The sequence below is a fragment of the Flavobacterium saliperosum genome, assembly GCF_900100625.1.
Taxonomy (GTDB): domain Bacteria; phylum Bacteroidota; class Bacteroidia; order Flavobacteriales; family Flavobacteriaceae; genus Flavobacterium; species Flavobacterium saliperosum.
On the sequence record NZ_FMTY01000003.1, the window covers coordinates 78,791 to 103,446 of the forward strand.

Here is a 24,656-nt window from a genome sequence, read left to right on the forward strand (position 1 = left end):
TTCGCTTCCAATTTTATAAATTGCGCTGTAATTTTTTATCGATTCCGAAATCAGTATGATAAGCACCAAAAAAATCACGTTTTCTTACGGAAAAACAACCGAATTTTCCTTTCCCGACATTTATTGTAACGAAGGCGAAACATTGCTGGTTACCGGAAGTTCCGGTGTTGGAAAAACCACGTTACTGCATTTGCTTGGCGGATTGTTGCGACCTGATTCAGGAGAAATTTCAATAGACAATACCGCGATAAATTTTTTTTCAGAACGGAAATTAGATCATTTTCGAGGTAAAAATATCGGTTTGGTGTTGCAACAGTCGTATTTTATAGAAGCCTTTACGGTTTTGGAAAATGTGGCGTTGGCATCATGGCTGGCTACCGGTCAGCAGAAAACGGAAAAAGCGAAACAACTTTTGGAACATTTAGATCTGAGTAGTCAGCTGCATAAATTACCCTCTCAACTCAGTATTGGACAACAACAACGGGTTTCCATTGCCCGAGCCTTAATCAATGAGCCGAAATTGCTTTTGGCTGACGAACCGACTTCAAGTCTGGATGATGAAAATGCGTTAAAAGTTGCCGATTTATTAGAGCAACTGGCCAAAGAATTCAAAACGGCATTGGTGATCGTAACCCACGATTCCCGTCTGAAAGAGCGATTCCCCAATCAAATTTTATTGTCATGATAGCAAAATTAGCGTGGAGAAATACTTGGTTTAAACCTTTAAGCACCGTTTTGAGTATTATTTTGCTCACGGCGAGTGTGGCGATAATTACGGTTTTGATTTTATTGCAAAAACAATTCGAAGAACAGTTTTCCAGCAATGCCGATGATATCGATTTGGTATTGGGAGCGCAGGGAAGTCCGTTACAATTGATACTGTCTTCTGTATATCAGGTAGATGCACCTCCTGGAAATATCGATTATACCGAAGCGAAAACCTGGATGCAGCACCCGTTTGTAAAAACTGCCATTCCTTTGGCTTTTGGCGATAATTATCTCGGATTCAAAATTGTGGGGACAACACCGGAGTATCTTAATAAGTTCGGAGCCACAATGGAAAACGGAAGGGTTTTTGCCACGAACTTCGAAGTTGTTGTAGGGAGCGAAATTGCGTCTAAACTGAATGTGAAAGTAGGGGATTCCTTTTTCGGTTCCCATGGTGATGCTAAAGAAGGCGAGAAACACGAGGAAGCCGCATATAAGGTTGTTGGTATTGTTTCCAAAACCGGAAAAGTAATTGACAATCTGATTTTGTCCAATGTTCAAAGCGTGTGGGCGATGCACGATTCCCACGATCATAATCCCGCACATGGCGAAGAAGGTCATGTTCATGACGAAGACGAAGAGCACCATGCGGAAACGGTAATTTCGGAAGAGGGAAAAGAGATAACTGCTGTCCTGCTGAAGTTCCGAAACAAGATGGGCATTGTGTTGTGGCCAAGACTCATAGCGCAAAACACGAAAATGCAGGCAGCATCACCGGCCATTGAAATCAATCGCCTGTTTACCCTTTTCGGAATCGGGCTGGAAGCATTAGCCTATCTGGCTTACGGCATTATGTTAATCTCAGGAATCAGTATTTTCATTGCGTTGTTTAACACCTTAAAAGAAAGGAAGTACGAGTTTGCCTTATTGCGTGTCAATGGCGCATCCCGTTTCCAATTACTGCAATTGGTTGTTATTGAAAGTATGGTTTTGTGTGTTATCGGGTTCTTTTTTGGAACGATTTTTGGTAGAATAGCCCTGTTGTTCATTTCCAAATCCTCCGATGAAGAATTCAAAATAGCATTCAATCCGTTGGAGTTTGTTTGGGAAAAAGAAGGCGTTTTATTTTTAATAACTATATTCGTGGGCGTTTTGGCTGCCGTGATTCCGGCGGTTAAAGCCTATAGGTTAAACATTTCAAAAGTTTTGGCAAATGCGTAAGAAACAAATTTTAATTATTGTGTTACTGGCGGTAGTTTTCGCCATGGAGCACTTCTATTCTCCCAAAGAGAAAAAAATAAGCAAAGAAACTTTTTCCGAAAGGAACATTCAAAGAGCTGGATTTACGCCGGATTTCAATAAGGTTGATGATGTTGGAAATCCCGATACGCTAACCTGGAAATTGTTAGGGGAAATCAAGTTTTTGAAAAAGCAGGACAAGACCTATGGGGAAGTACAGTTTCCGATAATCAATACGAAACTGAAACAAACCCAAAAGAAACGCATTGTGATGAGCGGTTTCATTGTCCCGATTGATAACAAAAGTTACGCGTTGAGTAAAAATGTGTTCGCTTCTTGTTTTTTCTGCGGGAAATCGGGACCGGAAACGATAATGGGTATAAAATTCAGAGGCGGTAATCCGAAACTGAGAACCGATCAATATGTGACTTTAGAGGGAACATTCCGATATAACGATGCTAATGTAGACGACTGGATTTATCACATTGAAGATGCGGTTATAGTAAAAGGAGGGAAGTAAGGAAATGAGATTTACCAATAAAACCGATATTTTTTTCGATCTGGATCACACGCTTTGGGATTTTGAACGCAATTCGGCATTGACTTTTGAAATGATTTTCAGAAAACATGCTATTGCGGTTGATTTACAGGCTTTTCTTCAACATTATGTCCCTGTGAACATGAAATACTGGGCCTTGTACAGAGAAGACAAGATCGATCAGGTCACCCTGCGTTACAAACGGCTGAAGGAAGTTTTTGATTTGGTGCCGCATGAAATTAAGGATTCGGACATTCATTTGATTTCGGAAGAATATATAAAATACCTGCCTACGTTCAATCATTTATTTGACGGGGCCATCGATGTATTGGATTATCTGAAGCCCAAATACAATCTGCATATTATCACTAACGGATTTCAGGATGTGCAAAACGGCAAATTGAAAAACGCCAAAATCGAACATTATTTTGCGACAATAACCAATTCGGAAATGGCAGGGGTTAAGAAACCCAATCCTAAGATTTTCGAGTTTGCGCTGCAACTAGCTAAGGCAGATAAAGCCACAAGTGTTATGGTAGGGGACAGTTTGGAAGCCGATATGGAGGGCGCCAAAAACATCGGATTGGATGCCTTGTTCTTTAATGAAACCAAAACCGTGGAGCCACATGATTTCCCTCAGATTTATCACCTTTCCGAAATAAAAAATATACTATAAAAATGAAAAAAAGTTTTTTACTTTTCACGTTGCTGTTTTCTGTTTGTCTCTTTTCCCAAAACGTGACCGATTATAAATACATTGTTGTTCCGGTAAAATTCGGGTTTTTAAAGGAAGCTAATAAGTACAATTTGAATGCTTTGACAAAAAGTGTTTTGGAAAAACAAGGTTATGAAGTGTATTACGATAATGAAATCCTGCCTCAGGATTTGGCAGAAAACCGATGTAAAGCGCTTTATGCCGATATGCTGGAGAACAACAATTTGTTAACAACGAAAATTAAACTGGAACTGAAAGACTGCAAAAATCAGGTGGTATATGTTTCCGATCAAGGGGTTAGTCGTCAAAAAGAGCTTGTTAAAGCTTATGTTCAGGCATTTCGTCAGGTTGGAAAGTCGGTTGAAACATTAAAAAGCAACCCGAAACCGCAAATTAAGGATGTAGTAACCCAATCCAAAAAGGAGGTTGCCGAAGAATCAATTGGGTTTCAGCTTTTCGCGCAACCCATAACCAATGGGTTTCAGTTGGTTGACAGCACTCCGAAAGTGGTAATGAAACTATTTAAAACCTCGATAGATAATTTTTACATCGGACAAAAAGACAGTCAGCAGGGTATTGTTTTCAATAAAAACAACCAATGGCATTTCGAATATTATCAAAACGATAAGTTGGTAACAGAAAAAATGGAGATTAAATTTTAATCTCCATTTTTTATTAATAACCGTATTTGTCTTCCCAGCGGTTTTTTAAAAACTGACGCAATTCGCGTTCCCGTGCATTGTTTCCCGGGTCATAAAATTTCGTATTGGATAGTTCTTCCGGCAAAAATTCCTGCTCGGCGAAATTGTTGGCAAAATCGTGCGAGTATTTGTATTCATCGCCATAGCCCAATTCCTTCATTAATTTAGTCGGTGCATTGCGCAAGTGTAACGGAACCGGTAAATCGCCGGTTTGTTTTACCATTTGTTGTGCTTTTCCAATGGCCATATAACTCGCGTTACTCTTGGCGGAAGTGGACAAATAAACGGCGCACTGACTTAAAATAATCCGGCTTTCCGGATAACCGATGGTGGTTACCGCCTGAAAGGTGTTGTTTGCCATGATTAAAGCGGTCGGGTTAGCGTTTCCGATATCTTCCGAAGCCAATATCAACATTCGTCGGGCGATGAATTTTACATCTTCACCTCCTTCAATCATTCTTGCCAGCCAATATACAGCGCCATTGGGGTCACTGCCACGGATGGATTTTATAAATGCCGATACAATATCATAATGCTGTTCGCCGGTTTTGTCATACAACACCGTGTTCTTCTGTACCAACTGCATCACTTTTTCATTGGTGATTTCAATGGTTTCCGATTCGGTAGCGTTGACAATCAATTCGAAAATATTGAGCAGTTTTCGTCCGTCTCCACCGGAAAGGCGGAGTAAGGCTTCGGTTTCTTTTAGCTGAATGTTTTTGGTCTTCAGTATTTCATCGGTTTCCATTGCCCGATGCAATAACGCTTCCAGATCGTCTTTCGAAAACGCATTTAAAATATATACCTGACATCTTGACAATAAAGCGGGAATCACTTCGAAACTCGGGTTTTCCGTGGTCGCACCGATTAGCGTTACCCAACCTTTTTCCACCGCAGCCAGCAACGAATCCTGTTGTGATTTGCTGAAACGATGGATCTCATCGATGAACAGAATGGGGTTTTTAGCCGTGAATAATCCGCCGCTTTGCTTGGCTTTATCAATCACCTCCCGAATGTCTTTTACGCCCGAGTTAATCGCACTCAACGTATAAAACGGCCGCTTGCTTTCCTGTGCCATTATTTGTGCCAAGGTGGTTTTTCCCGTTCCCGGTGGCCCCCATAAAATCAGCGATGGGATGATGCCACGGGCAATCTGATGGGTTAACGAACCTTGTTCTCCCACTAAGTGAGACTGACTGATGTATTCCGATAAGTTTTGCGGACGAATGCGTTCGGCTAAAGGTGCTTCCATAGGTGTAAAAATACTATTTTTATGTGAAGCTAATCCAGCTCTACACTATATCTTTTTGTCCAACAGAAAAAGTTGGATAAAAAGGATGCCGTTGCGATCTGGGCTATGGGAATTGTAGTGAAATGATGTCCGGTTTCTGATATCTGTCGTTATGAAGTGACAAAACTTCATTAAATTGCTTTTGGATTTGTTTTTGATAGCATTCCGTCAAAATCAGCTTATGAAAGAAACCGACTTTAAATTTTCGACTTCCGTGATTGCCTGGCCGCTATTGTTCCTTTTGACAATTTGGGTGGTGTTTTGGTTTGAAGTGCGTTTCAAGATGAGTTTGTACGATTTTGGGATTTATCCCAGAACGTTTTCGGGGATGAAAGGGATTGTTTTCAGTCCGTTTTTACATGGCAACTTGCAGCATCTTTATAACAATTCCATTCCGATTTTTTTGCTGATTATGGCCTTGCGTTATTTTTACCGCGAACAGAGTCTGCAGGTTTTGGTTTTGGGGATTTTGATCTCCGGATTCGGGACGTGGCTGATTGGACGCGAAAGCATGCACATTGGTGCCAGCGGATTGATTTATGTGTTGGTGAGTTTCATGTTTTTTAAAGGAATCCAAACCGGGTATTATCGTTTGGTGGCGTTGTCACTGACTATAGTGGTGTTGTATGGCGGAATGGTGTGGTATCTTTTTCCGAGTGCCGAAGAAAATATTTCCTGGGAAGGGCATTTGGCGGGCTTCATTACCGGATTTTTATTGTCGTATTTTGTAAAAACGCAGGATTATCAGAAACCCATCAGATACGAGTGGGAACAACCGGATTTCGACCCGAGTCAGGATCCGTTTATGAAGCATTTTGACGACGACGGAAATTTTGTACCCACACCCAAACCGGAACCTATTGAAGAGCAGTATTCGTATTTCATATCGAATTTGCCTGTGGTGTATTCTATAAAAGAAACCAAAGAAGAAAAAGGAAACCCATCTAGCCCCGATGGAGCCGGTAGCTTGCCGCCGTTAGGTGGGAACTAAAGGCGAAATGTTTACATTCACGAATACCAAAACAAATATAAGCGCGTGAGTAGAGCGGGAATTTCTCCCGATAGCTATCGGGATACAAAAAAAGCCCGAAACTTTCGCTTCGGACTTTCTTAATAGTTTTTTTATTCGATTAACTTCTTTGGCGAATCGTTTCGTATAAAAACGCACCACAAGCTACGGACACATTCAGCGAGCCAATGGTACCGAACATCGGTAACTTCGCTTTTTCGTCCACAATTTTTAAAACAGACGGATTCACACCACGGTCTTCGCTTCCCATAATGATGGCAACCGGTTCGTTAAAATCGATATCGTAAATGTTTTGTTCTGTTTTTTCGGTAGCGGCCACGGTTTTGATTCCGGAACCCTGAAGGTAGAAAATCGCATCCTTAATATGGTCTACTTTGCAAATTGGCACGTTGAATACCGCTCCTGCTGATGTTTTAACCGTATCGCCGTTAACGGGAGCCGAACCTTGTTTCTGAACGATGATGCCGTTCACTCCGGTACATTCTGCGGTTCTGATGATGGCACCGAAATTACGCGCATCGGACAATTGGTCCAAAATTAAAAACAAAGGTTTTTTACCGCTTTCGATTACGCCTTCCACTAAACTTTCCAGTGAAACGAAGGAGATAGGAGCAATGGTTGCCACCGCACCCTGGTGGTTATTGGAGGTTAATCGGTTTAATTTTTCTACGGGAACATAGGAGAAATTGATGCTGTTTTTTTTCATCGCTTTCATCAAATCCTGCATCAAATCGCCTTGTGCGTCTTTCTGAATAAAAACTTTGTCAACTTCTTTTCCTGCGTTTATAGCCTCAATGATGGCTCTGATTCCGAATATTAGGTGTTCTTTTTCCATGAGGCAAAGATAGTGTATTTAGACTTTCTTAGACAACTTAGACTGAATTAGACTTCTTAGATTTTTAGATTTTCTTAGATTTCTTAGGTTTTGGACTTCTTAGACTGATTAGAATTTTAGACGCTTTAGATTTCTAAAGTGATTGTCTTTTTTGTGTCTGACAATCTAAACGGTCTACGTTGTCTAAGATGCCTTTCTTAAAAATTCGTTTTAAAACTGATGTGAACAATGGAATTCGAAAGTTTTATGGCTTGCTCACTGGTGCTTCCGTTGGCGTAAATTAAGTTGAACAATCCGTTTTTGGTAAACAGTCCGAAACCGAAACCGAGTCCGAGCAAATTGTCTTTCAGATTGGCAGTTTTATCTTGAAAATAACCGTAATCGGTAATGGTGTGCACGTACATGCCTGGTGTTAACACATAACGGTATTCGGCCATGATGCCGGAAAACAAATTGGCCTGCAAACTGTTCTCGCTGAAACCCCGGATGGAATTGATGCCGCCAAAACGATACAATTCGTTAATGATGTAATTGTTGCTCTGAAGGTAAAAACTCTGGTTTTTGAGAGCAATTATGTTTTTCTTGTTCAGATAAAAGTTGTGATGTGTGTTGAGTTGCACGAAATACTGACTGCTGGTTTCGATTTTCGATTCTCGGCTTCCGAACCCGAATTTCAGATACAGGCTGGTTTTTTCGCGGAATAGAAAATCATCGACATTAAAATCGGTGAATTCATACGAGGTGGTCCAAAACGAATTGGAATAGCTGCTGATAAAAGCGTTGTTTGATTTCTGGATGTCGACCGATTCTGCAGATTGGTAGCCCAGATAGACTTTGGAGTTGTAGCTGAAATAATAACCCAGATTCAAATCGGTGGTCGTGTTCTGAAAGGTGCTGTCTTGTTTGAAGATTCTCAAATTGGCTTTGATACCCAACGGACTTTTGAAAATATAGGGCAGTTCGGTTCCGATGTTGAAGGTGGTTTGTTTCTTGCCGTCGCTTTTCCAGTACAGATTTATTTTCTCTCCGGTGTTCAGGGCGTTGTTTAACAGTAGGTCGAGATACCCGTTAAAACGGACGCCGGAATTTTCTTCGTTGGCAAAACCTATAAAGCCGTCAAAACGATTCGCCTTTGTTTTTTCGAGATACACGTAGACTTTCGTGCTGTCTTTCGTAAACAGGATTTCGGGATATTTGATTTGATTGACGAACGGAAGCGCTTTGAAATTGTTGTTCAGTTGTTTCAGATTCTCCTGATTGAATGTGCGTTTGCGGTATTGTTTGGCGATATTTCTGCGGATGCCTTCGGGGAATTTGGTGTAACCTACGATTACGATGTCGTTCAGGCTGCGTTTCTTTTCGGTTTTGAGTTTCAGTTCGGCTAAAAGATGATTGTCTTCTTTTTTATGGTTGACCAGTTGCAGTTCGCTCAACGAATAGCCTTTTTGTTCGAGTTTGGCCAGATTGGCATTCATGAAATCTTCCACTTGGGAGATTTGGAGTTTTATCGTGTCGGAAGGGAATTCGAGTAGTTTTTTTTCTTCTTCGGAAATCCTACCTATATATATGTTGATACGGCTGGTTTGTTTTCCGATGGCATAATAAAAGACAAACGTGCTGTCGTTTACTTTCTTCTGATTAAGCAATTGGCTTTCCAGGTAGCCTTTTTTGAATAGTGTGGCCGAGAAATTGTGGGTTTCCTCAAGAATGGATTTGGTGTTTTCGTGTTGCCTTTTATAGCCGATGCTGTCGATGGTTTTGTTTTCTTCGGATGAAATGCCTTCCAGTTTTAAATGCAGGTTTTGTGCTTTTGATGAAAAGCAGCAACTAAAAAGGAACAGGAAGAGGAGAAGATTTTTCAAAAGCCGGATTTGTTTTGGTAAAAATAACGTAAAAAACAGAAAAAAGTATCGTTGTGGGATATGTTGATTAATGTGGTTGAAAATTAATGATTTATGATTTGTATTGTCAAATTTTATTTCTACATTTGCAACCCCGTAAAAAGCGGGAAATTTAAAAATAAGAAATTTTTAGTATTTAATTATGCCAACAATTCAACAATTAGTAAGAACAGGAAGAACTCAGATCACTAAGAAGAGTAAATCGGTTGCTTTAGATTCTTGTCCTCAAAGAAGAGGGGTTTGTACGCGTGTTTACACTACTACACCAAAAAAACCAAACTCTGCAATGCGTAAAGTTGCGCGTGTACGTTTGACAAATGGTAACGAGGTAAATGCTTACATCCCAGGTGAAGGACACAATTTACAAGAGCACTCGATAGTATTAGTGCGAGGCGGAAGGGTAAAAGATTTACCAGGTGTTAGATATCATATCGTTCGTGGAGCGCTTGACACGTCAGGGGTTGCAGGAAGAACGCAAAGAAGATCTAAGTACGGTGCTAAACGCCCTAAAGAAGCTAAAAAGTAATTTTAAAAAACTTTTAAAGAAAAGACATGAGAAAAAGAGCGGCCAAGAAAAGACCACTTTTACCAGATCCAAGATTTAATGATCAATTGGTAACACGTTTTGTAAACAACTTAATGTGGGATGGTAAGAAATCAACAGCTTTCAAAGTATTTTATGATGCAATTGACATCGTAGAGTCTAAGAAGCAAGATGCAGAAAAATCATCATTAGAAATCTGGAAAGATGCTTTAACAAACGTTATGCCTCACGTAGAAGTACGTAGTCGTAGAGTTGGTGGAGCTACCTTCCAAATTCCAATGCAAATTCGTCCGGACAGAAAAATCTCTATGGCGATGAAATGGATGATTCTTTATGCAAGAAGAAGAAACGAAAAATCAATGGCAGGCAAATTAGCGTCTGAAATCTTAGCTGCGGCTAAAGAAGAAGGTGCTGCTGTTAAGAAAAGAATGGATACTCACAAAATGGCAGAAGCTAACAAAGCATTCTCTCACTTTAGATTTTAATTCATAAGAAATGGCTAGAGATTTAAAATACACAAGAAATATCGGGATTGCGGCTCACATTGATGCTGGTAAAACAACAACAACAGAGCGTATCTTGTTTTATACTGGAAAATCACACAAAATTGGTGAAGTACACGATGGTGCTGCAACAATGGACTGGATGGCGCAAGAGCAAGAAAGAGGTATTACCATTACTTCTGCTGCTACAACTTGTGAGTGGAATTTCCCAACAGAGCAAGGTAAAGTATTGCCTGAATCAAAACCGTACCACTTTAATATTATCGATACCCCAGGACACGTTGACTTTACTGTAGAGGTAAACCGTTCATTACGTGTATTGGATGGATTAGTATTCTTGTTCTCTGCAGTTGATGGTGTTGAGCCACAATCTGAAACGAACTGGAGACTTGCAGATCAATATAGAGTGCCGCGTATGGGATTCGTAAATAAAATGGACCGTCAGGGTTCTAACTTCTTGAACGTATGTCAGCAAGTTAGAGACATGTTAAAGTCTAATGCAGTTGCGATCACATTACCAATCGGTGAAGAAAATGATTTTAAAGGAGTAGTGGATTTAGTGAAAAATCAAGCTATTGTATGGCATGATGAAACACAAGGGGCTACTTTTGATATTGTTGACATTCCTGCTGACATGATTGCGGAAGTTAAAGAATATCGTTCTACATTAATCGAAGCGGTTGCTGAGTATGATGAGAACCTTCTTGACAAGTACATGGAAGATGAGAACTCAATTACTGAGGAGGAAATCAACGCTGCATTACGTGCTGCTACAATCGACATGGCAATCATTCCGATGATTTGCGGATCTTCTTTCAAAAACAAAGGAGTTCAGTTCATGTTGGATGCAGTTTGTAAATATTTGCCATCTCCTTTGGATAAAGAAGGTATTCAAGGTATTCACCCTGATGACGCTGATTTATTGGAAGAAGATCAAACTAAAATCTTACGTAAACCAGACGTAAAAGAGCCTTTCGCGGCTTTAGCATTTAAAATCGCTACCGACCCTTATGTTGGTCGTTTGGCTTTCTTCCGTGCTTACTCTGGACGTTTGGATGCGGGTTCTTATGTCTTGAACACACGTTCAGGAAACAAAGAGCGTATCTCTCGTATTTACCAAATGCACGCGAACAAACAAAATCCAATCGAATATATTGAGGCTGGAGATATTGGAGCTGCTGTAGGATTTAAGGATATCAAGACCGGAGATACATTGTGTGATGAAAAAGCACCAATCATTCTTGAGTCTATGAAATTCCCTGATCCGGTAATTGGTATCGCGATTGAGCCTAAAACAAAAGCTGACGTAGATAAAATGGGTATGGCTTTAGCGAAATTAGCTGAAGAGGATCCAACGTTTACAGTTAGAACTGATGAGGCTTCAGGTCAAACGATTATCTCTGGTATGGGTGAGCTTCACTTGGATATCTTGGTAGATCGTATGAAACGTGAATTCAAAGTTGAAGTGAACCAAGGTGAGCCTCAGGTGGAGTACAAAGAAGCTTTCACAAAAGCAGCACAACACAGAGAGACTTATAAGAAACAATCTGGAGGTCGTGGTAAATTCGGTGATATCGTATTTAGAATCGAGCCTGCTGATTTAGTAGATGGTAAACCAGCGATGGGATTACAGTTTGTTAATGAGGTTAAAGGTGGTAACGTTCCTAAAGAATATATCCCTGCAGTTGAGAAAGGTTTCCGTGAAGCTATGAAAACTGGACCTTTGGCTGGATATGCTGTTGATAGTTTAAAAGTTACTTTGTTGGATGGATCTTTCCACCCTGTGGATTCTGATGCGCTTTCTTTCGAGTTGGCTGCAAAAATGGGTTACAAAGAGTCTGGAAAAGCTGCAGGGGCTGTTATTCTTGAGCCAATCATGAAAATCGAAGTTATCACTCCGGAAGAAAACATGGGTGATATCGTAGGTGACTTGAACCGTCGTAGAGGTCAGGTGAATGATATGGGTGACAGAGCAGGTGCTAAAACAATCAAAGCTGATGTGCCTTTGTCTGAAATGTTCGGTTATGTAACTACATTAAGAACATTGTCATCAGGTAGAGCAACTTCAACAATGGAGTTTTCACACTATGCTGAAACACCTTCTAATATTTCAGAAGCAGTTATCAAAAAAGCAAAAGGAAACGCTTAATTCTAAAGAAAATGAGTCAAAAAATCAGAATAAAATTAAAATCTTACGATCACATGTTGGTTGATAAATCAGCTGAGAAGATTGTAAAAACTGTAAAAAGTACAGGTGCAGTAGTAACAGGACCAATTCCTTTACCAACTCACAAAAAGATTTTCACTGTATTGCGTTCTCCGCACGTAAACAAAAAATCAAGAGAGCAATTTGAAGTGAGTTCATACAAGAGATTGTTAGACATTTACTCATCTTCTTCTAAAACCATCGACGCTCTAATGAAGTTAGAGTTGCCAAGTGGAGTAGAAGTAGAGATCAAAGTATAAGTAGCACACTAAAAAGTAATTGGGCATTAAGTTTTGTTATTCAAAACTTAATGCCTACTTTTGCGCACTCTAAAAAAATATTTTAATTAGTAATTAATAATTAGTTTTATATGTCTGGGTTAATTGGAAAAAAAATCGGCATGACTAGTATCTTCGATGAGAACGGGAAAAATATTCCTTGTACTGTAATTGAAGCTGGTCCTTGTGTCGTTACCCAAGTCAGAACCAATGAGGTTGACGGGTATGAAGCGTTGCAACTTGGTTTCGATGACAAAACAGAAAAACATGCTACTAAAGCTGACTTAGGTCACTTCAAGAAAGCCGGTACTTCTGCAAAAAAGAAAGTCGTTGAATTCCAGAATTATGTAACGGAGCATAAGCTAGGTGATGTTGTCACTGTAGAGCTTTTTGCTGAAGGAGAATTTGTAGATGTACAAGGTGTATCTAAAGGTAAAGGTTTTCAAGGGGTTGTTAAACGTCACGGTTTTGGTGGTGTTGGACAAGCAACTCATGGTCAGCACAACCGTTTAAGAGCGCCGGGTTCTGTTGGAGCTTCATCTTATCCGTCTAGAGTATTCAAAGGAATGCGTATGGCTGGAAGAATGGGAGGAGATAATGTAACAGTTCAAAACCTTAGAGTTTTAAAAGTAGTGGCTGAAAAGAACCTACTTGTTGTTAAAGGAGCGATTCCTGGGTGCAAAAACTCTTACGTAATCATTCAGAAGTAATGGAAGTAAAAGTATTAGATATCAACGGAAAAGATACTGGAAGAAAAGTGCAACTTTCTGATTCAGTATTCGCAATCGAACCAAATAATCATGCGGTTTATCTTGATGTTAAACAATATTTAGCAAATCAAAGACAAGGTACTCACAAAGCTAAAGAAAGAGCTGAAGTTGCGGGAAGTACACGTAAGATTAAAAAACAAAAAGGAACTGGTACTGCTCGTGCGGGTAGTGCAAAGAATCCATTGTTTAAAGGTGGGGGAACAGTTTTCGGTCCAAGACCAAGAAGTTATTCTTTCAAATTGAACAAAACTTTAAAGAGATTAGCTCGTAAATCGGCTTTCTCAATTAAGATGAAAGAGTCCAATTTAGTAGTTCTTGAAGACTTTACATTTGAAACTCCAAACACTAAAAATTTCATTAACGTATTGAAAGCTTTAGGGTTAGAAAACAAAAAATCTCTATTTGTGTTGGGTGATTCAAATAAAAATGTATATTTGTCATCTCGAAATTTAAAAGCGTCTAATGTTGTAACTACCTCTGAATTAAGTACTTACGCTATTTTAAATGCTAATAATTTGGTGCTTTTAGAGGGATCTTTAGAAGGAATTGAAGAAAATTTAAGCAAATAATAGGCCATGAGTATCATAATTAAACCTATCATTACTGAAAAAATTACCAAAGAGGGAGAGACTTTCAACCGCTTTGGTTTTGTTGTTGACAAAAAAGCAAATAAAATTCAAATCAAAAATGCTGTTGAAGCGGCTTTCGGTGTGAATGTAGTTACTGTTAACACGATGAATTACAGAGCTGATAGATCGGTTAAATACACTAAGAGTGGTTTAATCAGTGGAAAGACAAATGCTTACAAAAAAGCAATCGTTCAAGTACAAGAAGGTGAAACAATAGATTTTTATAATAATATCTAATAGAAAATGTCAGTTAGAAAATTAAAACCTATTACCCCGGGTCAGCGTTTTAGAGTTGTGAATAGCTTTGACACTATTACAACTGATAAGCCGGAGCGTTCATTGATCGCGCCGAAAAAAAACTCTGGAGGTAGAAATAGTCAAGGAAAGATGACCATGCGTTATACGGGTGGTGGTCACAAACAAAAGTATCGTTTAGTAGATTTCAAAAGAACTAAAGTAGGAGTTCCTGCTGTAGTTAAAACTATTGAATACGATCCAAACCGTTCAGCGTTCATTTCGTTATTGTACTATGCAGATGGTGCTAAAACGTATATCATCGCTCAAAATGGTTTACAAGTAGGACAAACTGTAGTTTCCGGACCGGATTCGGCTCCAGAAATCGGTAATACTTTACCATTAAGTAAAATTCCTCTAGGTACTGTTATTTCTTGTATCGAATTAAGACCAGGTCAAGGTGCGGTTATCGCGCGTTCAGCTGGAACTTTCGCTCAGTTAATGGCAAGAGACGGAAAATATGCTACAATTAAAATGCCTTCAGGTGAAACAAGATTGATCTTGTTGACTTGTTCAGCAACCATTGGAGCAGTTTCTAACTCAGATCACCAATTAGTTGTATCAGGTAAAGCTGGTAGATCTAGATGGTTAGGTAGAAGACCAAGAACTAGACCGGTAGCAATGAACCCTGTTGATCACCCAATGGGTGGTGGTGAAGGACGTTCTTCTGGAGGTCACCCACGTTCAAGAAAAGGTTTACCTGCTAAAGGCTATAGAACTCGTTCTAAAGTTAACCCGAGTAATAAGTATATCGTAGAACGTAGAAAGAAATAATAAGTAGATATGGCACGTTCATTAAAAAAAGGACCTTTTGTTCACTTTAAGTTAGAGAAAAAAGTTCAGGAAAATATCGAAAAAGGTAACAAAGGAGTGGTAAAGACTTGGTCTAGAGCTTCGATGATTACTCCGGATTTTGTTGGGCAAACTATCGCAGTTCACAACGGTCGTCAATTTGTACCTGTTTACGTTACAGAAAACATGGTAGGTCATAAATTAGGAGAATTTTCACCAACAAGATCTTTTAGAGGTCATGCCGGTGCAAAAAATAAAGGTAAAAAATAAGAAGCTATGGGAGTTCGTAAAAGAGAAACAGCTGATGCAAGAAAAGAGGCTAATAAGTCTATTGCTTTTGCAAAATTGAATAACTGCCCTACTTCACCTAGAAAAATGCGCTTAGTTGCAGATTTAGTAAGAGGTCAGAAAGTGGAAAAAGCACTTAATATCTTAAGATTCAGTTCTAAAGAAGCTTCTCGTAAATTAGAGAAATTGTTGTTATCAGCAATCGCTAACTGGCAAGCTAAGAACGCAGATTCTAACATGGAAGAAGCAGGATTATTTGTTAAAACGATTACGGTAGACGGTGGTATGATGTTGAAAAGACTTCGTCCAGCGCCACAAGGTCGTGCACACAGAATCAGAAAACGTTCTAACCACGTAACAATCGTGATTGGAGATAATAATAACACACAAAGCAATTAATAAAGATGGGACAAAAGACAAATCCAATCGGAAATCGCCTTGGTATCATCAGAGGATGGGATTCTAACTGGTATGGTGGAAATGACTACGGTGATAAACTTGCCGAAGACCACAAAATCAGAAAGTACATTCATGCTCGTTTATCAAAAGCTAGTGTATCGAAAGTAATCATCGAGAGAACTTTGAAACTTGTAACCGTTACTATCACTACTGCTAGACCAGGTATCATTATCGGGAAAGGTGGCCAAGAGGTAGACAAGTTAAAAGAAGAACTTAAGAAAATTACTGACAAAGAGGTTCAAATTAACATCTTTGAAATCAAAAGACCTGAACTTGACGCTTACTTAGTAGGAACAAGTATCGCTCGTCAAATTGAAAGTCGTATTTCTTACAGACGTGCAATTAAAATGGCTATTGCTGCTGCTATGCGTATGAACGCAGAAGGTATCAAAGTTATGATTTCCGGTCGTTTGAACGGTGCTGAAATGGCGCGTTCAGAAATGTTCAAAGAAGGACGTATTCCTCTATCAACTTTCAGAGCTGACATCGATTACTCACTTGCTGAAGCACATACTACTTACGGTAGAATGGGTATCAAAGTGTGGATCATGAAAGGCGAAGTTTATGGTAAAAGAGATCTTTCTCCACTTGTAGGCATGGACAAAAAACAAGCTGGAGGTAAAGGCGGCGACTCTTCGAGAGGAGATAGAAAGCCTTTCAATAAAGGAGGAAAACCAGACGCTCGTAAAAGAAAGTAAATTTTAAACTAAAGAAAAATGTTACAGCCTAAAAGAACAAAATACCGTAAGGTACAAAAAGGTAGAATGAAAGGCATTTCTCAAAGAGGACATGAACTTTCTAATGGAATGTTTGGTATTAAATCTTTAGATTCATCTTTTATTACTTCTCGTCAAATCGAAGCTGCACGTATCGCGGCAACTCGTTACATGAAAAGAGAAGGACAATTATGGATTAAAATATTTCCAGACAAGCCTATCACAAAGAAACCTCTTGAGGTACGTATGGGTAAAGGTAAAGGTGCAGTAGAGTACTGGGCAGCCGTTGTTAAACCAGGTAGAATTATGTTTGAAGTAGGAGGAGTTCCTTTGTCAGTTGCAAAAGAGGCGTTACGTCTTGCAGCCCAAAAGATGCCTGTTAAAACTAAGTTTATCGTTGCTAGAGATTTCGAAGCATAATCAATTTTTATTATGAAACAATCAGAAATTAAAGATCTATCTGCAGCTGAGTTACAAGGACAACTTAGTCAGTTAAAGAAGACATATGCCGACCTAAAAAACGCTCACGCAATTTCTCCAATTGAGAACCCATTACAGTTAAGAGCTGTAAGAAGATCAATTGCCAGAGTAGCGACTGAGATAACTAAAAGAGAGTTACTATAATTGTATTCTTCTGAAAGATGGAAAAAAGAAATTTAAGAAAAGAAAGAATTGGTGTAGTTACTAGCAACAAAATGGAGAAATCTATTGTTGTTTCTGAAACTAGAAGAGTAAAACACCCATTATACGGTAAGTTCGTGTTAAAAACAAAAAAATATGTTGCGCACGACGAAACAAACGATTGCAATATTGGCGATACAGTAAAGATCATGGAAACACGACCTTTGTCAAAATCAAAATGTTGGAGATTAGTTGAAATCATTGAAAGAGCGAAGTAATTATGGTACAACAGGAATCGAGATTAAAAGTAGCAGATAACACGGGAGCAAAAGAAGTTTTGACTATTCGTGTTTTAGGAGGAACGAAACGTCGTTATGCCTCTGTTGGAGATAAAATTGTAGTATCTATTAAAGACGCAACACCTAACGGAAACGTTAAAAAAGGTGCCGTTTCTACTGCAGTTGTTGTACGTACCAAAAAAGAAGTGAGAAGAGCCGACGGTTCATACATCAGATTTGACGATAACGCTTGCGTATTGTTGAATGCTGCGGGTGAAATGAGAGGAACTCGTGTTTTTGGTCCTGTAGCAAGAGAACTTCGTGAAAAACAATTCATGAAAATTGTATCATTAGCACCAGAAGTGCTTTAATTCGTTTAGACAATGATAAAGCTAAAAGTAAAATCTGGAGACGTGGTAAAAGTTATCGCAGGTGACCATAAAGGTGCTGAAGGTAAAATTTTACGTGTTCTTCGCGAGAAAAATAAAGCGGTAGTTGAAGGTGTGAACATGGTTTCGAAACATACAAAACCAAGTGCAAAAAACCCTCAAGGTGGTATCGTTAAAAAAGAAGCTCCTATTCACATTTCTAACCTTGCTTTAATTGATCCTAAAACTAAGTCAGCGACTAAAGTTGGGGTTAAAGTTGAAGGAGATAAGAAAGTGAGAGTTTCTAAAAAATCTAATCAAGTATTATAGTCATGACTTATATACCTAGACTAAAAGAAGAATATAAGAGCAGAGTAATTGCTGCTCTTACAGAAGAGTACGGTTACAAAAACGTGATGCAGGTTCCAAAACTTGAGAAAATCGTTATTAGCCGTGGTGTTGGTGCTGCAGTTTCTGATAAGAAATTAGTGGATCACGCAGTAGAAGAGTTAACAAAAATTACAGGTCAAAAAGCTGTATCTACTATCTCTAAGAAAGACGTTGCGTCATTCAAATTGAGAAAAGGGATGCCGATTGGAGCTAAAGTAACATTACGTGGCGAAAGAATGTATGAATTCTTAGATCGTTTGATTACTTCTGCCTTACCACGAGTAAGAGATTTCAGTGGTATCAAAGCTACAGGTTTTGACGGAAGAGGAAACTACAACTTAGGTGTACTGGAGCAAATCATTTTCCCTGAAATTGATATTGACAAAGTAAACAAGATTTCTGGTTTCGATATTACTTTTGTAACTTCTGCCGACACTGATAAAGAAGCGAAGTCATTATTAGCACAATTAGGTTTACCTTTTAAAAAGAATTAAGTTATGGCTAAAGAATCAATGAAAGCCCGCGAGGTAAAAAGACAAGCGTTGGTAGACAAGTATGCTGAAAAAAGAAAAGCTTTATTAGAAGCCGGAGATTACGAAGGTTTACAGAAATTACCAAAAAACGCTTCTCCAGTTCGTTTACACAACCGTTGTAAATTAACCGGAAGACCTAGAGGGTATATGCGTCAATTCGGTATTTCACGTGTAACTTTCCGTGAAATGGCTAATAATGGATTGATTCCAGGAGTTAAAAAAGCTTCTTGGTAGTCTCGCAATAAGTTAGTACTTTTGCAAACTAAAAAATAATTTTAATTGATTAAAGGTTCAGGAAGCGGGTGCTTCCTGAAAACCATAATCGCAATTTTATACATATGTATACAGATCCTATTGCAGATTTTTTGACAAGAATCAGAAATGCAGTGCGAGCTAACCACAAAGTGGTTGAGATTCCTGCTTCTAATTTGAAAAAAGAAATCACTAAGATTTTATTCGATCAAGGATATATCTTAAGTTACAAATTCGATGACAGTTCTGTTCAGGGAACTATCAAAATCGCTCTTAAGTACGACAAAGAAACTAAAGAGTCTGTAATCAAAGATATCCAAAGAATTAGTAAACCAGGTTTGCGTAAATACGCTGGTGCTGCGAACTTACCTAGAATCCTTAACGGTTTAGGTATTGCTATTGTTTCAACTTCTAAAGGTCTTATGACTGGGAAACAAGCGAAGCAATTGAATGTTGGTGGTGAAGTAATTTGTTACGTATACTAATAATAAAGACTTAACAATGTCAAGAATAGGTAAAAGTCCAGTTGTAATTCCGGCGGGTGTAACTGTAGAGGTTAACGAAGGTGTAGTTACAGTAAAAGGAAAATTAGGTCAGCTTTCTCAAGAATTTTCAGATGTTTCTGTTAAAATTGAAGAAGGAAATGTAATCGTAGAGAGATCTTCAGATCACAAAGATCACAGATCAAAACACGGTTTATACAGATCATTAATCAGCAACATGATTACTGGTGTATCCGAAGGTTTCACTAAAGAATTAGAATTAGTGGGAGTAGGTTATAGAGCAGCAAACCAAGGTCAAAAATTGGATATCGCTTTAGGTTTTTCTCACAACATCGTTCTTGAAGTAGTTCCAGAGGTTAAAGTAGAAACAGTTTCTGAGAAAGGTAAAAACCCAATCATTAAACTAGCTTCACACGACAAACAACTTTTAGGCCAGGTGGCTGCGAAAATCAGAGGTTTCCGTAAGCCAGAGCCTTACAAAGGAAAAGGAGTTAAGTTTGTAGGTGAAGTATTAAGAAGAAAAGCAGGTAAATCAGCTTAAAAACTAAGACTATGTCATTAACAAAATCTGATAGAAGACAGAGAATACAGTACAGAATTCGAAAAATTGTTAGCGGAACCGTTGCAAAACCTCGTTTGTCTGTATTCAGAAGTAACAAAGAAATCTATGCGCAAATCATAGATGACGTAAACGGTGTAACTTTAGCTGCTGCCTCTTCAAGAGAAGCTGGTATTACTAAAGGAACTAAAATAGAAACGGCTGCATCAGTTGGAAAACTAATCGCAGAGAAAGCTTTGAAAGCCGGTATCGAAACCATCACTTTTGACAGAGGTGGAAATTTATACCACGGACGTGTTAAATCATTAGCTGAAGGCGCTAGAGAAGCTGGACTTAAATTCTAAGAATTATGTATCATAATTATAAAAACGTAGAACTGGTAAAACCGAGTGGTCTTGAATTAAAAGATCGTTTGGTTAGTGTGAATCGTGTTACTAAAGTTACAAAAGGTGGTAGAGCTTTCGGTTTTTCCGCAATTGTAGTGGTAGGTGATGAAAACGGTGTTGTAGGTCACGGTTTAGGAAAATCGAAAGACGTTTCTGAAGCAATTGCGAAAGCAGTGGAAGATGCTAAGAAAAATCTTGTGAGAATCCCTTTAAGTGGTCAATCGGTACCTCACGAACAAAAAGGTAAATTTGGTGGAGCAAGAGTATTATTGATGCCAGCTTCTCACGGTACTGGAGTAATTGCCGGTGGTGCAGTTCGTTCGGTATTGGAGTCAGTGGGTATTCACGACGTATTGTCAAAATCTCAAGGTTCATCCAACCCTCACAATGTTGTTAAAGCTACTTTCGATGCTTTATTACAAATGAGAAGTGCTTACAGTGTTGCAAAACAAAGAGGTATTTCTTTAGAAAAAGTATTCAAAGGTTAATTCAAGGAAATTATGGCAAAAATAATAGTAAAACAAGTTAAAAGTCAGATTAACTGTCCTCAAACACAAAAGAGAACATTAGTGGCTTTGGGTCTTAAAAGATTAGGACAAACTGTAGAGCATGATGCAAATTCTGCTATCCTTGGAATGGTAAATAAAGTTAAACACTTGGTTTCTGTAGAAGAAACTAAATAACATTAATAGTTATGAATTTAAGTAACTTACAACCGGCTGAAGGGTCAACTCACAATCAAAACAAAAGATTAGGTAGAGGTGAAGGTTCTGGTAAAGGTGGTACTGCTGCACGTGGTCACAAAGGAGCAAAATCTCGTTCTGGTTATTCTAAAAAGATTGGATTTGAAGGAGGGCAAATGCCTCTTCAAAGACGTGTACCTAAGTTTGGTTTCAAAAACATCAACCGTGTGGAGTATCAAGGTGTTAACCTTTCTGCATTACAGTTGCTTGTTGATAACGGAATCGTTACGGATACTGTGGATTTCTCGGTATTTGTTGAAAACCGTTTGGCAACCAAAAATGAGCTTGTAAAGATATTAGGAGGAGGAGAGCTTAAAACAAAATTAAAAGTAACTGCTCACAAATTTACTGCGACTGCAAAAGCGGCTATCGAAGCTGCAGGTGGAGAAGCTGTAACTTTATAAACTAATATACCAAGATGAAGAAGTTTATAGAATCGTTTGTCAATGTTTGGAAAATTGAGGAATTAAAAAATAAAATTTTAATTACTTTAGGAATGTTGGTTGTGTACCGTTTCGGTGCTCAGGTGACTTTGCCAGGTATTGATGCTACTAAATTGCAAAATTTATCGACTCAAACTGATCAAGGTATAGGATGGTTAATCAATGTATTTACAGGTGGCGCGTTTTCGCAGGCATCTGTATTTGCATTGGGTATCATGCCATATATTTCTGCGTCCATCGTAGTGCAATTAATGGGTATTGCTATCCCTTATTTGCAAAAACTGCAAAAAGACGGAGAAAGTGGTAGAAAGAAAATTAACCAAATCACAAGATGGTTAACAATCGGAATCACCTTATTGCAAGGTCCGGGTTATATCTATAACCTGTACAAACAATTACCGGGTGATGCTTTCTTATTAGGGTTCAGCTCTTTCTCATTCTTATTCTCTTCTGTAATCATTTTGACTACTGGGACAATATTCGCAATGTGGTTGGGTGAAAAAATCACTGATAAAGGTATCGGAAACGGAATTTCGTTATTGATTATGGTAGGAATCTTGGCGCGTTTGCCGCAGGCATTCATTCAGGAGTTTTCTTCCCGTGTATCAGAAAACAACGGAGGTCCAATGTTAATCGTTCTTGAAATTATCATTTGGTTATTGATCATTATTGCTTGTATCTTATTGACCATGGCTGTTAGAAGAATACCGGTACAGTACGCAAGACGTACAACAGCCGGCGATTTCGAACAAGATGCAATGGGAGGTAACAGACAATGGATTCCGTTAAAGCTGAATGCTTCAGGAGTTATGCCGATTATCTTTGCACAGGCAATCATGTTTATTCCTGCTGCAGTAGCTGGTTTGTCTACATCAGACGCCGCTCAAACTATTACTACCAGCTTCCAGAATATCTTTGGATGGCAGTATAATTTAGTTTTTGCTTTGTTAATCATAATTTTTACTTACTTTTACACCGCAATTACGGTACCTACCAATAAAATGGCCGACGATTTAAAGCGTAGTGGTGGTTTTATTCCGGGTATCAAACCAGGTGTGGAAACAGGTGATTATCTTGATAAAATCATGTCATTACTAACCTTTCCGGGCTCGTTATTTCTTGCTTTGATTGCTGTGTTCCCAGCTATTGCCGTAAGTTTGATAGGAGTTCAACAAGGATGGGCAATGTTTTATGGCGGAACATCATTGTTAATTATGGTGGGAGTTGCAATTGATACTATTCAACAAGTAAATTCTTATTTATTGAATAAGCATTATGACGGATTGATGAAAAGCGGTAAAAACAGAAAAGCAGTCGCTTAATTTTATGGCAAAACAATCAGCAATAGAACAAGACGGATCAATCATTGAAGCATTGTCAAATGCGATGTTCCGTGTAGAATTAGAAAATGGACATATAGTAATTGCTCATATTTCCGGTAAAATGCGAATGCATTACATCAAATTATTACCTGGTGATAAAGTGAAATTGGAGATGAGCCCTTACGATTTGTCAAAAGCAAGAATTACTTATAGATACTAAAGGCTATTAAAATGAAAGTAAGAGCATCAGTTAAAAAAAGAAGTGCCGAGTGCATTATCGTGCGTAGAAAAGGAAGATTATACGTTATAAACAAAAAGAATCCTAGATTTAAACAAAGACAAGGATAATTATGGCAAGAATAGCAGGGGTAGACATACCTAAAAACAAAAGAGGAGTTATTGCTCTAACCTATATCTTCGGAATTGGTAGCAGCAGAGCACAGGAAATCTTAGCAAAAGCTAACGTTAGCGAAGATAAAAAAGTTCAAGACTGGAATGACGACGAGATCGGAGCAATTCGTGATGCGGTATCCTATTTCAAAATTGAAGGTGAGTTGCGTTCTGAAATCTCATTGAACATCAAACGTTTAATGGATATCGGATGTTACAGAGGGATTCGTCACAGATCTGGTCTTCCGTTAAGAGGGCAAAGAACTAAGAACAATTCCAGAACAAGAAAAGGTAAAAGAAAAACTGTTGCTAACAAGAAAAAAGCAACTAAATAATAAGTAGTAGTATGGCTAAGGCAAGTACAAAAAAACGTAAAGTTATCGTTGAATCAACGGGCGAAGCACATATTAATGCGACTTTTAACAACATCATCATTTCTTTGACAAACAAGAAAGGTGAAGTTATTTCTTGGTCTTCAGCTGGTAAAATGGGCTTCAGAGGTTCTAAAAAGAACACTCCATACGCAGCTCAGATGGCCGCAGAAGATTGTAGCAAAGTAGCGTTAGAAGCGGGTCTTAAAAAAGTAAAAGTTTACGTTAAAGGTCCAGGAAATGGTAGAGAATCTGCCATCAGATCACTTCACAACGGAGGAATTGAAGTTACCGAAATTATCGATGTAACTCCAATGCCACACAACGGTTGTCGTCCTCCAAAAAGAAGAAGAGTTTAATATTTTATAGTATAACCAAGGTAGGATATAAGATTATCGGAGGATACGACCTGAATTCATAATCCCTACCTTTTTTAATTTTTAGCAATGGCAAGATATACTGGTCCACAAACTAAAATTGCTCGTAAATTTGGCGAAGCAATCTTCGGAGATGACAAATCTTTCGAAAAAAGAAATTACCCTCCTGGGCAACATGGTTTAGCCAAAAAGAGAGGTAAAAAATCGGAATATGCTGTTCAGTTAATGGAAAAGCAAAAAGCTAAATATACTTACGGTATTTTAGAAAAGCAATTCAGAAACTTGTTCGAAAAAGCAGCTGCATCAAAAGGGGTAACAGGTGAAATCCTTTTGCAACTTTGTGAAGCGCGTTTAGACAACGTAGTATACAGAATGGGTATCGCTCCTTCTCGTCGTGCTGCGCGTCAAATCGTAGCTCACAGACACGTAACTGTAAATGGTGAGAATGTAAACATTCCATCCTACCACCTAAAACCAGGTGATAAAGTTGCAGTTCGTGAAAAATCAAAATCTCTTGAGGCTATCGAACGTTCGTTATCTAATTCTAGCGCTGTTTACGAATGGATTACTTGGAATAATGATACTAAAGAAGGTACTTTTGTTTCTGTACCTCAAAGACTTCAGATTCCTGAAAACATTAAAGAGCAGTTAATCGTAGAGTTGTACAACAAATAATAATTAGA

At 38.6% G+C, this 24,656-nt stretch carries 39 protein-coding genes; 36 read left to right on the forward strand and 3 right to left on the reverse strand.

Annotated features, from left to right (window positions below; genetic code table 11):
• Positions 1 to 55: 55 nt before the first annotated feature.
• From BLQ05_RS06595 to BLQ05_RS06615, 5 genes are read left to right on the forward strand one after another with little or no spacing between them, the layout of a single operon-like run.
• Positions 56 to 685, forward strand: a complete 630-nt coding sequence (locus tag BLQ05_RS06595; RefSeq protein WP_023577320.1) for an ABC transporter ATP-binding protein — start codon at positions 56 to 58, stop codon at positions 683 to 685.
• Complete coding sequence (locus BLQ05_RS06600; RefSeq protein WP_035654859.1) at positions 682 to 1,929, forward strand: ABC transporter permease; 1,248 nt, start codon at positions 682 to 684, stop codon at positions 1,927 to 1,929. Before BLQ05_RS06595 ends, BLQ05_RS06600 begins: the two co-directional genes overlap by 4 nt.
• Positions 1,922 to 2,467 (forward strand): hypothetical protein, encoded by a 546-nt coding sequence (locus BLQ05_RS06605; protein WP_238321150.1) that lies wholly within the window; start codon positions 1,922 to 1,924, stop codon positions 2,465 to 2,467. The genes BLQ05_RS06600 and BLQ05_RS06605 overlap by 8 nt, the downstream gene beginning before the upstream one ends.
• A gap of 4 nt (positions 2,468 to 2,471) precedes the next feature.
• A complete protein-coding gene (locus BLQ05_RS06610) occupies positions 2,472 to 3,161 on the forward strand; it encodes a YjjG family noncanonical pyrimidine nucleotidase (protein ID WP_023577318.1) in 690 nt (229 codons plus the stop codon).
• 2 nt (positions 3,162 to 3,163) lie between these two features.
• Entirely contained in the window at positions 3,164 to 3,862 is a 699-nt protein-coding gene (locus BLQ05_RS06615; RefSeq protein WP_023577317.1) for a hypothetical protein, read from the forward strand.
• Between the two features lie 13 nt (positions 3,863 to 3,875).
• Here the strand turns inward: BLQ05_RS06615 and BLQ05_RS06620 are convergent, their stop codons facing one another.
• A complete protein-coding gene (locus BLQ05_RS06620) occupies positions 3,876 to 5,153 on the reverse strand; it encodes a replication-associated recombination protein A (RefSeq protein WP_023577316.1) in 1,278 nt (425 codons plus the stop codon).
• A 220-nt stretch (positions 5,154 to 5,373) separates the two neighbouring features.
• Here BLQ05_RS06620 and BLQ05_RS06625 point away from each other — a divergent pair, with 220 nt between their 5' ends.
• Entirely contained in the window at positions 5,374 to 6,183 is an 810-nt protein-coding gene (locus tag BLQ05_RS06625; RefSeq protein ID WP_051365782.1) for a rhomboid family intramembrane serine protease, read from the forward strand.
• A 139-nt stretch (positions 6,184 to 6,322) separates the two neighbouring features.
• On the opposite strand, the gene rlmB is transcribed toward BLQ05_RS06625, so the two are convergent.
• Together rlmB and BLQ05_RS06635 are read right to left on the reverse strand one after the other, a co-directional pair.
• Positions 6,323 to 7,057, reverse strand: coding sequence for a 23S rRNA (guanosine(2251)-2'-O)-methyltransferase RlmB (rlmB, locus tag BLQ05_RS06630; protein WP_023577314.1), 735 nt, complete (start codon positions 7,055 to 7,057; stop codon positions 6,323 to 6,325).
• Positions 7,058 to 7,254: 197 nt separating this feature from the next.
• Positions 7,255 to 8,919 (reverse strand): BamA/TamA family outer membrane protein, encoded by a 1,665-nt coding sequence (locus BLQ05_RS06635; protein WP_023577313.1) that lies wholly within the window; start codon positions 8,917 to 8,919, stop codon positions 7,255 to 7,257.
• Between the two features lie 181 nt (positions 8,920 to 9,100).
• Between BLQ05_RS06635 and rpsL the strand changes: the two genes are divergently transcribed.
• The 30 genes from rpsL (at position 9,101) to rpsD (ending at position 24,648) form a co-directional block, all read left to right on the forward strand.
• Positions 9,101 to 9,484, forward strand: a complete 384-nt coding sequence (rpsL, locus tag BLQ05_RS06640) for a 30S ribosomal protein S12 (protein ID WP_007136570.1) — start codon at positions 9,101 to 9,103, stop codon at positions 9,482 to 9,484.
• Positions 9,485 to 9,510: 26 nt separating this feature from the next.
• Complete coding sequence (gene rpsG, locus BLQ05_RS06645) at positions 9,511 to 9,987, forward strand: 30S ribosomal protein S7 (protein ID WP_023577312.1); 477 nt, start codon at positions 9,511 to 9,513, stop codon at positions 9,985 to 9,987.
• 10 nt (positions 9,988 to 9,997) lie between these two features.
• A complete protein-coding gene (gene fusA / locus BLQ05_RS06650; RefSeq protein ID WP_023577311.1) occupies positions 9,998 to 12,154 on the forward strand; it encodes an elongation factor G in 2,157 nt (718 codons plus the stop codon).
• A gap of 11 nt (positions 12,155 to 12,165) precedes the next feature.
• Entirely contained in the window at positions 12,166 to 12,471 is a 306-nt protein-coding gene (gene rpsJ / locus BLQ05_RS06655; protein WP_023579610.1) for a 30S ribosomal protein S10, read from the forward strand.
• 110 nt (positions 12,472 to 12,581) lie between these two features.
• Positions 12,582 to 13,199: a 50S ribosomal protein L3 gene (rplC, locus tag BLQ05_RS06660; RefSeq protein WP_035654857.1), complete on the forward strand. Its 618-nt coding sequence runs from the start codon at positions 12,582 to 12,584 to the stop codon at positions 13,197 to 13,199.
• Positions 13,199 to 13,828 carry a 50S ribosomal protein L4 gene (gene rplD, locus BLQ05_RS06665; RefSeq protein ID WP_035654855.1) on the forward strand — a complete coding sequence of 210 codons (630 nt, stop codon included), beginning with the start codon at positions 13,199 to 13,201 and terminating at the stop codon, positions 13,826 to 13,828. The genes rplC and rplD overlap by 1 nt, the downstream gene beginning before the upstream one ends.
• 6 nt (positions 13,829 to 13,834) lie before the next feature.
• Complete coding sequence (gene rplW / locus BLQ05_RS06670) at positions 13,835 to 14,125, forward strand: 50S ribosomal protein L23 (protein ID WP_023577308.1); 291 nt, start codon at positions 13,835 to 13,837, stop codon at positions 14,123 to 14,125.
• Positions 14,126 to 14,131: 6 nt separating this feature from the next.
• On the forward strand, positions 14,132 to 14,956 hold the full coding sequence (rplB, locus tag BLQ05_RS06675; protein WP_023577307.1) for a 50S ribosomal protein L2: 825 nt from the start codon (positions 14,132 to 14,134) through the stop codon (positions 14,954 to 14,956).
• A gap of 9 nt (positions 14,957 to 14,965) precedes the next feature.
• Entirely contained in the window at positions 14,966 to 15,244 is a 279-nt protein-coding gene (rpsS, locus tag BLQ05_RS06680) for a 30S ribosomal protein S19 (protein WP_023570340.1), read from the forward strand.
• 6 nt (positions 15,245 to 15,250) lie between these two features.
• The gene (gene rplV / locus BLQ05_RS06685; protein ID WP_023570339.1) at positions 15,251 to 15,661 is read left to right on the forward strand and encodes a 50S ribosomal protein L22; all 411 of its coding nucleotides are present in this window, start codon (positions 15,251 to 15,253) and stop codon (positions 15,659 to 15,661) included.
• A 5-nt stretch (positions 15,662 to 15,666) separates the two neighbouring features.
• A complete protein-coding gene (gene rpsC, locus BLQ05_RS06690) occupies positions 15,667 to 16,419 on the forward strand; it encodes a 30S ribosomal protein S3 (RefSeq protein WP_023570338.1) in 753 nt (250 codons plus the stop codon).
• Between the two features lie 18 nt (positions 16,420 to 16,437).
• Positions 16,438 to 16,857, forward strand: coding sequence for a 50S ribosomal protein L16 (gene rplP / locus BLQ05_RS06695; RefSeq protein ID WP_023570337.1), 420 nt, complete (start codon positions 16,438 to 16,440; stop codon positions 16,855 to 16,857).
• A 12-nt stretch (positions 16,858 to 16,869) separates the two neighbouring features.
• Entirely contained in the window at positions 16,870 to 17,061 is a 192-nt protein-coding gene (gene rpmC, locus BLQ05_RS06700; protein ID WP_035117425.1) for a 50S ribosomal protein L29, read from the forward strand.
• Between the two features lie 17 nt (positions 17,062 to 17,078).
• A complete protein-coding gene (gene rpsQ, locus BLQ05_RS06705; protein ID WP_023570336.1) occupies positions 17,079 to 17,336 on the forward strand; it encodes a 30S ribosomal protein S17 in 258 nt (85 codons plus the stop codon).
• A gap of 2 nt (positions 17,337 to 17,338) precedes the next feature.
• The gene (rplN, locus tag BLQ05_RS06710) at positions 17,339 to 17,707 is read left to right on the forward strand and encodes a 50S ribosomal protein L14 (RefSeq protein ID WP_007803649.1); all 369 of its coding nucleotides are present in this window, start codon (positions 17,339 to 17,341) and stop codon (positions 17,705 to 17,707) included.
• 12 nt (positions 17,708 to 17,719) lie between these two features.
• Positions 17,720 to 18,034: a 50S ribosomal protein L24 gene (rplX, locus tag BLQ05_RS06715; protein WP_035654853.1), complete on the forward strand. Its 315-nt coding sequence runs from the start codon at positions 17,720 to 17,722 to the stop codon at positions 18,032 to 18,034.
• Positions 18,035 to 18,036: 2 nt separating this feature from the next.
• Positions 18,037 to 18,588: a 50S ribosomal protein L5 gene (gene rplE / locus BLQ05_RS06720; RefSeq protein ID WP_035654851.1), complete on the forward strand. Its 552-nt coding sequence runs from the start codon at positions 18,037 to 18,039 to the stop codon at positions 18,586 to 18,588.
• 3 nt (positions 18,589 to 18,591) lie between these two features.
• Positions 18,592 to 18,861 (forward strand): 30S ribosomal protein S14, encoded by a 270-nt coding sequence (gene rpsN / locus BLQ05_RS06725; RefSeq protein ID WP_023577301.1) that lies wholly within the window; start codon positions 18,592 to 18,594, stop codon positions 18,859 to 18,861.
• A gap of 104 nt (positions 18,862 to 18,965) precedes the next feature.
• Entirely contained in the window at positions 18,966 to 19,364 is a 399-nt protein-coding gene (rpsH, locus tag BLQ05_RS06730; protein ID WP_023579602.1) for a 30S ribosomal protein S8, read from the forward strand.
• Positions 19,365 to 19,380: 16 nt separating this feature from the next.
• Complete coding sequence (gene rplF, locus BLQ05_RS06735; RefSeq protein ID WP_023577299.1) at positions 19,381 to 19,923, forward strand: 50S ribosomal protein L6; 543 nt, start codon at positions 19,381 to 19,383, stop codon at positions 19,921 to 19,923.
• An 11-nt stretch (positions 19,924 to 19,934) separates the two neighbouring features.
• Positions 19,935 to 20,285: a 50S ribosomal protein L18 gene (gene rplR / locus BLQ05_RS06740; RefSeq protein ID WP_035654849.1), complete on the forward strand. Its 351-nt coding sequence runs from the start codon at positions 19,935 to 19,937 to the stop codon at positions 20,283 to 20,285.
• A 5-nt stretch (positions 20,286 to 20,290) separates the two neighbouring features.
• The gene (rpsE, locus tag BLQ05_RS06745; RefSeq protein WP_023577297.1) at positions 20,291 to 20,815 is read left to right on the forward strand and encodes a 30S ribosomal protein S5; all 525 of its coding nucleotides are present in this window, start codon (positions 20,291 to 20,293) and stop codon (positions 20,813 to 20,815) included.
• 12 nt (positions 20,816 to 20,827) lie between these two features.
• Positions 20,828 to 21,010, forward strand: coding sequence for a 50S ribosomal protein L30 (rpmD, locus tag BLQ05_RS06750; protein WP_035654847.1), 183 nt, complete (start codon positions 20,828 to 20,830; stop codon positions 21,008 to 21,010).
• Between the two features lie 11 nt (positions 21,011 to 21,021).
• Positions 21,022 to 21,474, forward strand: coding sequence for a 50S ribosomal protein L15 (gene rplO / locus BLQ05_RS06755; RefSeq protein WP_023577295.1), 453 nt, complete (start codon positions 21,022 to 21,024; stop codon positions 21,472 to 21,474).
• A gap of 14 nt (positions 21,475 to 21,488) precedes the next feature.
• Entirely contained in the window at positions 21,489 to 22,835 is a 1,347-nt protein-coding gene (gene secY, locus BLQ05_RS06760) for a preprotein translocase subunit SecY (RefSeq protein ID WP_023577294.1), read from the forward strand.
• Positions 22,836 to 22,839: 4 nt separating this feature from the next.
• The gene (infA, locus tag BLQ05_RS06765; protein WP_007136545.1) at positions 22,840 to 23,055 is read left to right on the forward strand and encodes a translation initiation factor IF-1; all 216 of its coding nucleotides are present in this window, start codon (positions 22,840 to 22,842) and stop codon (positions 23,053 to 23,055) included.
• A gap of 11 nt (positions 23,056 to 23,066) precedes the next feature.
• Positions 23,067 to 23,183: a type B 50S ribosomal protein L36 gene (gene ykgO, locus BLQ05_RS06770; RefSeq protein ID WP_002987490.1), complete on the forward strand. Its 117-nt coding sequence runs from the start codon at positions 23,067 to 23,069 to the stop codon at positions 23,181 to 23,183.
• Positions 23,184 to 23,185: 2 nt separating this feature from the next.
• Entirely contained in the window at positions 23,186 to 23,560 is a 375-nt protein-coding gene (gene rpsM / locus BLQ05_RS06775) for a 30S ribosomal protein S13 (RefSeq protein ID WP_023577292.1), read from the forward strand.
• Positions 23,561 to 23,571: 11 nt separating this feature from the next.
• Entirely contained in the window at positions 23,572 to 23,955 is a 384-nt protein-coding gene (gene rpsK, locus BLQ05_RS06780; RefSeq protein ID WP_023570324.1) for a 30S ribosomal protein S11, read from the forward strand.
• 87 nt (positions 23,956 to 24,042) lie between these two features.
• On the forward strand, positions 24,043 to 24,648 hold the full coding sequence (rpsD, locus tag BLQ05_RS06785) for a 30S ribosomal protein S4 (protein ID WP_023577291.1): 606 nt from the start codon (positions 24,043 to 24,045) through the stop codon (positions 24,646 to 24,648).
• The last annotated feature ends 8 nt before the right edge of the window (positions 24,649 to 24,656 follow it).